Here is a 12,694-nt window from a genome sequence, read left to right on the forward strand (position 1 = left end):
CTGCGCAAAGATTGCTTTGAAGTTGAACGCCTCACCGACGCTGTCGGTGTGGGCGAACCGCAGAACGGCAAACAGGGCGATGAACGCCATGACGATCGCGACGAGGAAGGCGAGGAAGGCTCCTGCCATTGCACCGAGGATCGCGGCGCCGGCCGCAGCCGGGTCGGTCGTAGCCATGCCTGCAATGACGCTGAGGCCGCCGAGGACGAGGAAGATCAGGATCGCCGGGATCATGTAGACCAGCCCGATGATGTTCATCTTCCATCCGTCGACGAAGAGCTTGCCCCACCCGTCGATCTCGGGGGCCGGTGTGTTGCCGGCGAGCACCCGCACGACGTAGCCCGAAAGCAGCGGGATCAGGGAGACCGTGAAGGTCTGCACGAGCGCCATGACGGCCAGGATGACCCACTGCATCCACTTTCCGACCAGGGCCTCCTTGGTATACTCAAACGAGTTGGAGATCACATTACCGTAGTCCATAGATGTACCACCTTTGTTAAATTTGAGAATTTTATATATAAGCGTATTGGTCAAAATTCAAACTGTACTGTATCCCTTTCCAGAAAAGGGATATTTTGACCCGGAAAAATCGTCTAATTCCGGCACAGATCCGTTTGACGGCGACCGGAGCGGCATAGCATATATAAAGGAGGATTCCGGCAACCGCCATACCGTATGCCGTGCCCGGGGCACCGGGAACCACTCCGGACGGCGTTATGAAAAGAAAGTGGGGTTCAGGCCGGTGCCTGAGCGCTCTCGTAGATCAGGGTCATGTACCGGGCCGCAAAGATGTACCAGACGGGGTACAGGAAGAGCATGATCAGCCAGCCGAGGACCGGGATCATGCCCAGTATGCCAGCGATGATACCGAAGACAAACCCGGCAACTATGAGGACGATGATGGCGATGATGTAACTCCCCCAGCCGATCTTTCCGATGTGCTCGAGGATGGCGCCGAAGGCAAACGCCTGGCCCATGCTGTCCTTCTTTGCGAACCTGATGATACCGATCGCCGAGATCAGCGATATGAGGATCCCGACGACAAGCACGAGCAGGAGGCCGAGGCCCATCGACCCGAGGGCGAGCATGGGGTCTCCGCCGTTGGCTGCCATGAACGCCGGTACCATGAAGATAGCCATGATGATGAAGAGCGGGATGGCGTAGATGATGCCGATGATGAGGAGTTTCAGGCCGTCGATGAACATTCCCACCCAGTTCCCCGGCTCGGGAGCCGGCTTCACGCCGCTGTAAATCCGGACCATATATCCCATGATGAGCGGGAATATGATCGTGCTGATGGCAAGCAGGATCCACTGGACCCATTTGCCCCAGACTGCGTCCTTTGCATAGCTGAACGAATCGCTCAGCATGTTTCCATAATCCATAGGTGTCTCACCCACGATTTATTGTGAGATAAGATGGTATAAAAGCGTTGCCATAATCGCTCAATCTACAGCCTCCTTTTGCTGAAACTGAGCAATCATTTCGATACGAATGGAGCAATTCCGACTGAGAACGGTTTCCCGATCCGGGGCAGCGCGGTACCGGCAGGCGCCGGGGTTTCTCCTCACCCCGCCGCCGGAGCGCTCTCGTAAGCCGCGGCAAGGTAGCGGGCGCGGAAGATGTCGGACGGCACACGAAAAGAAGAGGGGGCTGCATACCGGCCCCTCCCGCCAGAAACGGGCTCTCGCCCGCCAGATATTTTGAAGGTACTTATAGACGTCAGGAGAAAAAATAGGACTACATAAATATGGATACGCTCAATTCTGAAATTACGAGGGACGCTATGGCAAATTACTGTCAGGAGTGTGGAAAAGAGCTGATCAGTCCGAATGCTGAGATCTGTCCTAATTGTGGAGTCCGACTTAAAGAAATAGTAATTAACAGAAGAAGTCCGGTCATTGCTGTGGTATTGTCCTTCTTCATCTGGGGATTGGGTCAGGTGTATAACGGACAGTTTGGCAAAGGCATAGCATACTTTGTCATCGGCGTACTCTGTGTGGCATCTCTGATGATATTGATCGGCTTTCTGTTGGTTCCGCTCTGGTGGCTTATCGGAATGGTCGATGCATACGTCTCTGCCAAACGGATTAATGCTGGCGAGGATGCATCCAGATTCATTAACGTCTAACTATTTTCATGTAAACGTCAAATGGCGTAGTCCTCCTGCCGAAGAGGCATCTCCTCCTGTCAAAGGAATACTGATGGCCGCTTCAAAAAAAGCGTGAGACCTTACCCCCGTGCCGGAACACTCTCGTAAGCCGCGGCAAGGTAGCGGGCACGGAAGATGCCGTAGACCACCCCCAAGAAGAGGTTGACGATCCACCCGAGGACGGGCAGCGAGGTGATGAGGGCGGTCGCGACCGTATACGCGAGGCCGATGAGGATGAGGATGACGACCGCGGCGATCCAGGCGCCCCACCCGATCCGCCCGATCTGCGAGAGGATCGCCCCGATGTTGAACGCCTGGAGGAGGCTTCCGGTGTGGGCGAACCGAACGACCGCGAGGAGGGAGATGAACGATATGACAACCCAGACGAGAGCCGCAACCGCGATCCCGGTGACGGCGGCGGCGACGGCCGAGGCCCATACGTCCGGGTTGTCGAGCCCCCGCGCCGCTACGGCGGAGAGGACCGCAACCCCGCCGAAGACGGCCAGGACCACGATGACCGGGATCAGGTAAATAAGATTGATGATGTTCAGCTTCCACCCGTCGAGAAAGAGCCTGCCCCAGTCGTCGACTTCGGGTGGGGGCGTCCGGCCGGCGAGCACCCGGACGATGTAGCCGTTGTAGAGCGGGAGCAGAAAGAGGGTGAACGTCTGGACGAGCGAGAGGAGGACCAGGATGAGCCACCGCCCCCATTCGCCCCAGAGAGCGTCTTTTGTGTAGCCTAACGACCCGGAGAGGAGTCTCCCGTAGTCCATACGCATATCACCCCGGCCGTGGAGAGAGGCCGGGGGATATAATTGTTTGGGCGGAAACGAGGCCCCGCGGCCGCGGAGCCGTCAGAACTCCTGTCTCAGGTAGACCATATCGACGAGCTGTTCGCCGCAGTCGAAGATCGGGTGGTCGTAATTGTCGAGAAAGAAGTTCTCGACGCGGTGGGAGACGGTGAACCCGCACCGCTCGTAGAACCGGAGTATACGGGGACGGTCGCCCGTCCCGACGAGCATGACACGGCACCTGCCCCGGTAGTGCTCGAAGAGGTACTCGATAAGCCGCCTGCCGTAGCCCTGCCCCCGGAACTCCTCGCAGGTGGCGATGTTCTTCAGTTCATAGACGCCGTCGCCTTCGCACGTCACCACGCAGACGCTCTTCGGGCCGCCGTCATAGAGGACAAACATATCCCCGCGGTCGAGGTAGGCATCGATCATCGACTCTTGCTCGTCGCCTTCGAGCAGCAGGTCAAGGAAACGCCTCTTATCATCCCGGATCAGTTCGATCTTCATGGCGAAAAAAAAGATCAGTGCCGGAAGTGCCGCACACCGGTGAAGATCATCGCGATATTGAGCCGGTTTGCCGCGTCGATGACCTCCTGATCCCGGATTGAGCCGCCGGGCTGGACGAGCGCCGTCGCGCCCGCCGCCGCCGCGACCTCCATCGTGTCGGGGAACGGCAGGAAGGCGTCGGATGCGACCGCCGACCCGGCGAGGGGTTTCCGGGCCTTCCTGACCGCGATCTCCGCCGACTCGACCCGGTTCATCTGCCCGGCGCCGATCCCGATGACGGCGTCCTCGTCGGCGAAGATGATGGCGTTGCTCTTCGTGTGCCGGCAGACCTTCATGGCGAGCTGCATCGCCCGCATCTCGTGGGCGGTGGGCTCCCGCTCGCTCACGACCCGCCAGTCCTCGCGGAACGGCTCCGTCCGCTGGACCAGGACGCCGCCGTCGATGCTCCGGACCTCGTCCTCAGCCACCGGCTCGGGCAACCGGAGCACCCGCATGTTCTCCTTCGCCTTCATGATCTCGAGGGCTTCCGGCGTGTAGGACGGGGCGACGATGACCTCGACGAACGTCCCGGTCAGTTCCCGGGCGACGTCCGCCCCGACCTCGCGGTTCATCGCGACGATCGAGCCGTAGGCCGAGACCGGGTCGACCTCCCGGGCGGCGATGTAGGTATCGAGGAGGTTCTCGCCGGTCGCCACGCCGCAGGGGTTGTTGTGCTTGACGATGACGACGGCGCACTCATCGAACTCCCGCAGCAGGCCGACCGCGGCGTCGACGTCGAGGTAGTTGTTGTAGGACATCTGTTTGCCCTGGAGCGGCTCTTCTCCCGCGATGCCGGTATCGCCGTAGACCGCGGCCGCCTGGTGGGGGTTCTCGCCGTAGCGGAGCGTTCTCCCGTTCCTGAACTGGAGAGTGAGGACGTCGGGGAACGGCCGGTCGATGCCGGTGAGGTAGTTCGTGATCGCGGCGTCGTAGGCGGCTGTCCGTGCGAACGCCTTCGCGGCAAGGTTCAGGCGTTCTTCGGGGGAGAACCCGCCCCGCCGGACGGCGTCCGCGACCATCCCGTAGTCGCCGGGGTCCATGACGGCCGCGACGTACTTATGGTTCTTCGCCGCCGCCCGCACCATCGCCGGACCCCCGATATCGATGTACTCGATGATCTCATCGATGCCGAGCCCCGCATCCCTCATCGCCTCGAAGGGGTAGAGGTTCACCACCACGAGGTCGATCGGCTCGATACCGTGCTCCTGCATCACGGCGTCGTCGATCCCCCGGCGGCCGAGGATGCCCCCGTGGATCTTCGGGTGGAGGGTCTTGACCCGACCGTGCATCATCTCGGGAGAGCCTGTGTATGTCGAGACGTCGGTGAACGGAATCCCCGCCTCCGCGAGCGCGGCCCCGGTGCCGCCGGAGCTCAGGAGCCCGTAATCGTGCTCGACAAGCACCTTTGCGAGATCGACGATGCCTGCCTTGTCCCAGACAGACAGCAGTGCCCACTTCATGGATACACATACGAGGGGTAGAGAGATATATCTGGCGCTGCCTGCAGAACCGGCCGCGTTTTCCCCGGCGGAAAGACGGCAGACCCTCTCACGGGGTACGTCGGCATGACGTGAGCGGAGAACGTCCCACCTCGCGCGAATCCGGAGACCGGAGGGAGAATTCCGGCGAATGAATGCCCAATCGAAAATCCGGCATCTTACCGGAGGCGGATAGCTGCAGGTTCCGCAATATTTATATAGAACCACATTGCAATAAATAATCGAACAACTCCATTACATCGTTTTAAAGCAGGTTAGGCGTATGAAGGAGGATACATCCGAACCAAACGAGAAGCAGCAGAATCTCGCAAACGAGGCGGATGCAGCATCTCCGGCGCTTGAAGAACTGCAGAAGGCATATGACGACCTGAACAGTCGTTATCTCCGTCTTGCAGCGGATTTCGACAACTACCGCAAAAGGATGGCCCGGGAACTCGACACCCGTACGACGTTCGCCATCGAGAACTTCGCGGTGGAGTTGCTCGAGGTCGTGGACAACTTCGAGCGGGCTGAGAAAGCCGAGGGTGCAGGCCTCACGGAAGGGGTGGAACAGATCAGGAAACTCTTCATGACCATCCTCGAGCGGCACGGTATTGCGCCCATCGAATGCCGGAACCTTCCTTTCGACCCCGAACGGCACGAGGCGATCGCCTACGTTCCTTCGGATGCGAAGGAGGGCACCGTGATCGACGAGGCCGTCCGTGGATACTGTATGCAGGATAAGATCATCAGATGCGCAAAAGTCGTCGTATCTAAAGGAAAGGAGGAATAACAGAATGGTTTCGGAAAAAGTTCTGGGTATCGATCTTGGAACAACCAACTCGTGCATGGCAATCATGGAAGGCGGGCGGGCAACGGTCATCGCCAACGCCGAGGGCGGCAGAACCACTCCGTCGGTCGTAGCGTTCTCCAAGGAGGGCGAGCGGCTGGTCGGCAACGTCGCGAAACGGCAGGCGATCACGAATCCGAACCGCACCATCCAGTCGATCAAGCGGAAGATGGGCACGAACGAGAAGGTCGCCATCGGGGACAAGTCGTACACTCCGCAGGAGATCTCCGCGATGATCCTCCAGAAGATGAAACTGGACGCGGAGGAGTACCTCGGCGAGAAGATCGCGAAGGCCGTCATCACGGTGCCGGCCTACTTCAACGACGCCCAGCGGCAGGCGACGAAGGACGCAGGGACGATCGCCGGTCTCGAGGTGCTCCGGATCATCAACGAACCGACCGCGAGCGCGCTTGCCTACGGCATCGACAAGGAAGGCGACTCCACGGTGCTCGTCTACGATCTCGGCGGCGGGACGTTCGATGTCTCGATCCTCCAGCTCGGCGACGGCGTCTTCGAGGTCAAGGCGACCGCAGGCAACAACCGCCTCGGCGGCGACGACTTCGATAAGAGGGTCGTCGACTACCTGGCCGACGAGTTCAGGAAGAAGGAGGGCGTCAACCTCCAGAACGACCCGGTCGCCATGCAGCGGCTGCGCGACGCGGCCGAGAACGCGAAGATCGAACTCTCCACCGTCCAGAAGACCAACATCAACCTTCCCTACATCACCACGACGGAGAGCGGGCCCAAGTTCCTCGACACCGATCTCTCCCGGGCGAAGTTCGAGAGCCTGATCGCCGACCTCGTCGACTCGACCCTCGGGCCGGTGAAGCAGGCGCTCTCCGACGCCAAACTGAGCGCCGACGACATCGACCACGTTCTCCTCGTCGGCGGGTCGACCCGTGTCCCGCTCGTCCAAGAGACCATAAAGAAGGTTCTCAAGAAGGAGCCCGATAAAGGGATCAACCCCGACGAGTGCGTAGCCCTCGGCGCCGCCATCCAGGCAGGGGTGCTGACCGGCGAGACGAAAGATGTCCTGCTCCTCGACGTGACCCCGCTCTCGCTCGGCATCGAGACGCTCGGCGGCATCGCGACGAAGCTCATTGAGCGCAACACCACCATCCCGACGCGGAAGAGCCAGATCTTCTCGACCGCCGCCGACGGCCAGACCTCGGTCGAGATCCACGTGATGCAGGGCGAGCGGGCGCTCGCGAAGGACAACTTCACGCTCGGCCGGTTCCAGCTCACGGGCATCCCGCCCGCACCCCGGGGCATCCCGCAGATCGAGGTCACGTTCGATATCGACGCAAACGGCATCGTCCACGTCTCGGCGAAAGACCTCGGCACGGGCAACGAGCAGTCGATCACCATCAAGCCGCAGGACTCCCGCCCGTCTGAGGCCGAGATCCAGCGGATGATGGACGACGCAAAGAAGTTCGAGGAGGAAGACCAGAAGAATCGCGAGGAGATCGAACTCAGGAACACCGCCGACACCGCGATCTTCACCGCCGAGCGGGCGATGAAGGACGCAGGCGAGTCGATCGAGGCCGCGGACAAGGAGAAGATCGAGAGCGCGATCGCCGACCTCAAGAAGGCGCTCGAGGGCGACGACCTCGAGGCGATCAAGCAGAAGATGGATGCCCTGACCGAAGCGGTATATGCGCTGACGACGAAGATGTACCAGCAGGCACAGGCGGCCGCCGCCCAGCAGCAGAAGGCGGAAGAGACCGCAAAGAAGGACGATAACGTCGTCGATGCCGACTACGAAGTCAAAGAGTGAGGTCGATGGGTCCGGACAGCTACTATGATATCCTCGGTGTCTCGCAGAGCGCCAGTGACACGGAGATCAAGAAAGCCTACCGGAGCCTGGCCCGAAAATACCACCCCGACGTCTGCAAAGAACCGGGGGCCGAGGAGAAGTTCAAGAAGATCAACGAGGCCTACAGCGTCCTCTCCGATGCGCAGAAACGCGCCCAGTACGACAATATGGGGCACGAGGCCTACAGCAGCGCGTCGAAGGGCTCGTACGCCGGCGGCGGATACTCGGGCGGCTTCAGCGCCGACTTCTCCGGGTTCGGTGATATCTTCGAGACCTTCTTCGGCGGAGGGTTCGGGGGCGGCAGGCAGCGTGCCGGCCCGCGCCCCGGCGCCGACCTCCTGATGAAGATGCGCATCACGCTCGAGGAGGCGGCGCTCGGGACGGAGAAGGAGGTCGGCGTCGACCACGTCGAGCCCTGTCCGGAGTGCGACGGCTCGGGGAGCGAGACGAAGAAGACCACCACCTGCCCGACCTGCGGCGGCAGCGGCCAGATGCGGCAGATGAGCCAGTCCATCTTCGGGAACTTCGTCCGGATGACGCCCTGCACCGCCTGCGGCGGCCGGGGGAGGGTTCCCGAGACCCGGTGCAAGGCCTGCGGCGGAACGGGGCACCGGCGTGCCCGGCAGACGGTGAAGGTCAGGATCCCGCCGGGCGTGGATACGGGGATGCGCCTGCGGATGGAGGGCTACGGTGACGCCGGGGATTACGGTGCGCCGCCGGGAGACCTCTACATCGAGATCAGCGTCGCGCCGCACCGGTCGTTCACCCGGCGGGGCGACGACCTGGAGACGACGGTCGACATCTCCCCGGCCCAGGCGGTGCTTGGCTCCGAGGTCGAGGTGCAGACGATCGACGGGCGCACGGTCGTCCTCAATGTCCCGCCGGGCGTGCAGCACAACACCGGGCTGAAGATCCCGGGCGAGGGCGTGCGGTGGCAGACGAAGCCCGGCGACATGCTGGTGCGGGTGCGGATCGTCGTGCCCAACCGCCTGACGGATGAGGAGCGCGAACTCTATCTGCGCCTGCTCGAGATCGAGGGGCACAAACCCTCCGCGAAGGGCGCGAAGAAGGGCAAGGGCTTCTTCCAGGACGTCGTCGACAAGGTGAAAGAGACCGTGAAGTGAGGGGGGTTCCTCTCGCTTCGGTTTTTGGTAACGGTTCTGGTGTGAGCCCGGGTGGGGGCGCGCCGCCGGGCTGTATTTGCCGGGATAGCAGGATTCGTGCGTCGAGAGCGCGAGTAACGACATCCTGGAGGAGCTACTCGCATCTACCAATGCGTAAACCCCTGCCTAACGAGGAGTCGCATATCTCCTGGCACGGATTTCGTGGGGATATCGCCACGCACTGCCCCCGCCCCAAGGGGCGGGGGAGGAGGCCGAAGGCCGGGTGGGGTGGGGGCATAGGCGTCCAAGTATAAGGTAGACAGGGGAGGGGGTAGACTCCCCCTGTCTCTGTCGCGTAGGGCTCTCCTGATAGTCCCCACCCCGCCCACGTTTTTGCTGGCGATACCCGTGTGCTCTCCTCCAGAGTCTTCCCCGTCCTTCCCGTATGAGACTGCTCTCAATGCAGATGCGCTGATTTGTAAACGGCAGAAAAAACTACGGGAGAAACTGTGAAAGGGTTTGCAGAATGAGTATCATCTGGTGCCGGAAGCCGGAATGTCAGACCTCTTTCTTCAATCGAGCAAACTGCCGGACGAGCCTGGCGTTCTCTTCTTCGATTCTGCTGTTGCCGCCGGAGAGTTTCTGTCTGACCTCTTCTGCGATACGCCCGTGCTGTTCCCTGTAGATGGTATAGAGCGCTTCAATGATCGGCGCATAATCTCCGTCATCAGCCTTCACGAGCGCGTTCAGGTAGGCCGCCCGGTCTTCCAACCCCAGGTAGAGCGTTGGATAACCGGATCGCTCCAGGACTAAATTCATCAACGCCCGCCCAACCCTTCCGTTTCCATCGACGAACGGATGGATCATCTCAAATTTTGTGTGGAGTACTACCGCGAGTTCGAATGGATTCAGGTGCCGTTTATTCTGTCGGTACCACCCGATGAGAGCACGCATCTCCTCAGGGACGAGGATCGCAGGAGGAGGTTCGTAGTCCACCTGCTCGATGCCTACCTGGATGTTCCGATAGTCTCCCGGGTTCCGGAGAACCTCATTCATCAGTATTTCGTGGATCTTCCTGATGAGCTTCTCAGTTACATCCCCGGAATACCCCTCGAGGTATCTTCGGAGGTTGATGAAATTGAGGATCTCATACACCTCATCCATCTTCTTTCCGGCCGGAGAGATGTTATGTTCCAGGAGTTCCTGCGCTTCCCGGAGACTGATGGTATTCCCCTCGATCGCCGTCGTGCCCTGAACATATCTGAGATACATTGCATCCATATATCGCTCGCTCTCATCGGGGTAGAGCTCCTTGAAAAGTCCGTAGAAGTAACGAAGAGTTTCGAGATCGACGGCCCGGGTTCTGTCGAGGGTGGTGAAGGAGTAATGCTCCAGCCGGTAATCGAGGTATGTCGTTAACCTGAGAGTATGGAGAACGGAGAGTTTTGATAAAACATCCTCTCGGGCTACCGTTTCGAGTCTCCCGACGTATACTGAAAGCGGCAGCGATTTTGAGTTAACTTTAACCTTATCTCTGAGGTAAAGGTATTTATTGCCCTTGATTGTCTTTACAGTCAATTCCGGCATGGCTTCATTCATCTCGGCTTCGATAGATGAAAAGGTTATTCCCGGGTTAACCTGGTTGCCCATTATGAGGGTGGGGTGGGATTCCGGCCAACAATTCAGCGGGCTGTGTATCTCAGGGCAGCGGAACTCATGCATCAGGACTACGATTGAGAAGATGGAACCGGCGGGAACGAGGGAAGATCCTGGTACACTGGACCGCGGTGGCCTACGCACCTTCGCACCTGCGGTGCTCAAACTCCGGACATTCCCGTCCGTTGTATATCGCCACGCACTGCCCCCGCCCCCAGGGGCGGGGGCTACATGCCCTCTTAAGGGAGAGAGACAGGGGAGGGGACAGGCCCCCCTCCCCGCGAGCCGCCTCCCCCGCGTGGCGATATCCCTACGGTCCACAGTACAGGGTTTTTTCCTCGCTTCTACAGTTTCGGGGAGCCTGAGTGGTCACCTGGCTTCGAGTCCAACCGGTCGGATATACAGACCTCATCACCAATCAACTCCTCATCCCCCCGCTTTATCCCCCTCCCGGCCCAATACCATAAGAATGAAGCTCCTCTTCGAACTCTCCGGCGAGCACCCCGACCTCCCGGCCATGGAACTGGAGTGCGTGGGAACCGTCCTCGACCGGCGGGCCCAGGTCGCGGTCGCCGAGTGCCCGGAACCGGAGGCCGCCGGGCGCCTCGCCCTGACGCACGTGGTGATGGAGTACCTCGGGGAGTGCGAACCCACAAGGGCGGCGTTTACGGATCTCCTCCGCGATCTTGCCATCACGACCGAAAAACCGTTCGTCGGCCGGGGGAAGATGATCCAGGGCGCCCGGATGGATATCGAGCGTCTCGACCTGGAGCGGCTGATCGGGAGCCTGATTGCCGGCCCGGTATCGCTCCGCGACCCGGTCGAAGAGTACCGCGCCGTCGTCTCGGAAGACCGCTGCTACTTCGGCCGCGTCATCCAGAAGATCGACCGGGGCGGGTTCGATGTCCGGAACCCCATGCGCCGGCCGTTCTTCCACCCCGGCGTGATGATGCCCCGGATGGGCCGGGCGCTCGTCAACATCTCCCTGGTTGCGCCCGGGGAGACGGTCTTCGACCCCTTCTGCGGCACCGGCGGGATCCTGCTTGAGGCCCGGGAGATCGGCGTCCGGATCCTCGGGAGCGACTTCGACCCCGCGATGGTCGACGGCTACCGGCAGAACCTCCCGGGCTCAGAGGTGATGATCGCCGACGCTACGATGGTTCCCGTCTGCGACGGGGCGCTCGACGCGGTCGTAACCGACCTCCCCTACGGCCAGTCGGTCAGGATCCGCGCCGAGAGCATGGACCGGCTCTACGACGGATCGCTTGCGGAGATCCGCCGCATCCTCCGGCCCGGGAGGCGCGCGGTCGTCGTCACGCACCGCGACATCACGTCGATCGCCGCCCGCCACTTCACCGTCCTGCAGGAGCACGAGCAGCGGGTGCACAAGAGCCTGACCCGCCGGATCCTGGTGCTCGGGTGACGCCTTAAACGCGAAGTCAGCAGCACCGGGCACCGGCATTCGCGGCTTCGCGTTCTTCGAAACCCTTCGGGCATCTCAAGCTCCGGATGTCCCATCCGTCGCTCTTCGCGTGAGACCGTATTGTTGCCCATTCCGGTTAGCTCGCGCGAAGAACGACTTCCCCTTTGGGGAAGGAGTTTGAGAAGCCGTAGGCTTCGAGCCGCGAAGGACGCGAAGTGCGACTGTCGGAACGACAAGAGCATGAGCACCGAGAGGTGCGAAGGACGATCGGTGGTTTGATCTCACGGGAACTTCCTCAAGATCGTTAGCAGGGTACTGGTGCCGACCCCGGTTTTATGAGGTCGCCCACCGAATTTTATACGTGGAAGTAAATTTCAAGCGATACGGGCTTTATCTCGTCCGGTGGCAGCTCTCGACGCCGATCCTCGCCGTGGTGCTCTACTGGCTCGCGGGCCTCGGGACGCTCGCCGCCACCGTCGTCGCGAACCTCATCGGCGGCCTCAGCTTCTTCTGGGTCGACCGGTTCATCTTCACCTCCGAGACGCTCGCCGCCCAGTGGGAGGTCAAAGAGGAGGTCCGGTGCGTGGACTGTGGGAAGGTCGCCCGGGGCTACCGCCTCGTCCGGGCGCAGAACTATGACAAATCGAACGATCCGGCGCCCGAGTTCCGGTGCGAGGAGTGCTCGAAGAAGAAGTCGGAGGAACTCAAGAAGCGGGGTGTGAAGCACTGAAGGGGAGGGGACCGACAGGGCTCAGCGCGATTTAGTAAGATAGTGCTGAGGGGTCATCCTTTTTCTTTTGCCGCACCTGCCCGTGTGCGGGTTTCCCATGGATATCGCCATTGGGGGAGGGGCTGACGGGGAGGGGGGAGTATTCCCCC

Annotated in this window: 12 protein-coding genes; 6 read left to right on the forward strand and 6 right to left on the reverse strand. The window is 60.9% G+C overall.

The window, feature by feature from the left end:
• On the reverse strand, positions 1-480 hold a 480-nt coding region (locus L21_RS12725), incomplete at its 3' end, for a DUF4013 domain-containing protein (protein ID WP_074370827.1).
• Positions 481-734: 254 nt separating this feature from the next.
• Positions 735-1,400, reverse strand: a complete 666-nt coding sequence (locus L21_RS12730) for a DUF4013 domain-containing protein (protein ID WP_305954485.1) — start codon at positions 1,398-1,400, stop codon at positions 735-737.
• A 386-nt stretch (positions 1,401-1,786) separates the two neighbouring features.
• Here L21_RS12730 and L21_RS12735 point away from each other — a divergent pair, with 386 nt between their 5' ends.
• On the forward strand, positions 1,787-2,131 hold the full coding sequence (locus L21_RS12735) for a zinc ribbon domain-containing protein (protein ID WP_074370837.1): 345 nt from the start codon (positions 1,787-1,789) through the stop codon (positions 2,129-2,131).
• A gap of 101 nt (positions 2,132-2,232) precedes the next feature.
• On the opposite strand, the gene L21_RS12740 is transcribed toward L21_RS12735, so the two are convergent.
• From L21_RS12740 to purH, 3 genes are all read right to left on the reverse strand, one after another.
• Positions 2,233-2,925, reverse strand: coding sequence for a DUF4013 domain-containing protein (locus L21_RS12740; protein WP_256713214.1), 693 nt, complete (start codon positions 2,923-2,925; stop codon positions 2,233-2,235).
• Positions 2,926-3,006: 81 nt separating this feature from the next.
• On the reverse strand, positions 3,007-3,450 hold the full coding sequence (locus L21_RS12745; RefSeq protein ID WP_074370830.1) for a GNAT family N-acetyltransferase: 444 nt from the start codon (positions 3,448-3,450) through the stop codon (positions 3,007-3,009).
• A gap of 14 nt (positions 3,451-3,464) precedes the next feature.
• A complete protein-coding gene (purH, locus tag L21_RS12750) occupies positions 3,465-4,949 on the reverse strand; it encodes a bifunctional phosphoribosylaminoimidazolecarboxamide formyltransferase/IMP cyclohydrolase (RefSeq protein ID WP_074370831.1) in 1,485 nt (494 codons plus the stop codon).
• A 301-nt stretch (positions 4,950-5,250) separates the two neighbouring features.
• Here purH and L21_RS12755 point away from each other — a divergent pair, with 301 nt between their 5' ends.
• The 3 genes from L21_RS12755 to dnaJ are packed head-to-tail and all read left to right on the forward strand — an operon-like array spanning position 5,251 to position 8,757.
• On the forward strand, positions 5,251-5,760 hold the full coding sequence (locus L21_RS12755) for a nucleotide exchange factor GrpE (protein WP_074370832.1): 510 nt from the start codon (positions 5,251-5,253) through the stop codon (positions 5,758-5,760).
• A 4-nt stretch (positions 5,761-5,764) separates the two neighbouring features.
• Positions 5,765-7,594 (forward strand): molecular chaperone DnaK, encoded by a 1,830-nt coding sequence (gene dnaK, locus L21_RS12760; RefSeq protein ID WP_074370833.1) that lies wholly within the window; start codon positions 5,765-5,767, stop codon positions 7,592-7,594.
• 5 nt (positions 7,595-7,599) lie between these two features.
• Positions 7,600-8,757, forward strand: a complete 1,158-nt coding sequence (dnaJ, locus tag L21_RS12765) for a molecular chaperone DnaJ (RefSeq protein ID WP_074370838.1) — start codon at positions 7,600-7,602, stop codon at positions 8,755-8,757.
• A gap of 537 nt (positions 8,758-9,294) precedes the next feature.
• Here the strand turns inward: dnaJ and L21_RS12770 are convergent.
• Positions 9,295-10,536 (reverse strand): Fic family protein, encoded by a 1,242-nt coding sequence (locus L21_RS12770; RefSeq protein WP_143727311.1) that lies wholly within the window; start codon positions 10,534-10,536, stop codon positions 9,295-9,297.
• A 325-nt stretch (positions 10,537-10,861) separates the two neighbouring features.
• Between L21_RS12770 and L21_RS12775 the strand changes: the two genes are divergently transcribed.
• Both L21_RS12775 and L21_RS12780 read left to right on the forward strand, forming a co-directional pair.
• Positions 10,862-11,815 (forward strand): TRM11 family SAM-dependent methyltransferase, encoded by a 954-nt coding sequence (locus L21_RS12775; protein WP_074370835.1) that lies wholly within the window; start codon positions 10,862-10,864, stop codon positions 11,813-11,815.
• Positions 11,816-12,176: 361 nt separating this feature from the next.
• The gene (locus L21_RS12780; protein ID WP_074370836.1) at positions 12,177-12,545 is read left to right on the forward strand and encodes a hypothetical protein; all 369 of its coding nucleotides are present in this window, start codon (positions 12,177-12,179) and stop codon (positions 12,543-12,545) included.
• Positions 12,546-12,694: the final 149 nt, after the last annotated feature.

This window comes from Methanoculleus chikugoensis (genome assembly GCF_900095385.1).
GTDB classification, from domain to species: domain Archaea; phylum Halobacteriota; class Methanomicrobia; order Methanomicrobiales; family Methanoculleaceae; genus Methanoculleus; species Methanoculleus chikugoensis_A.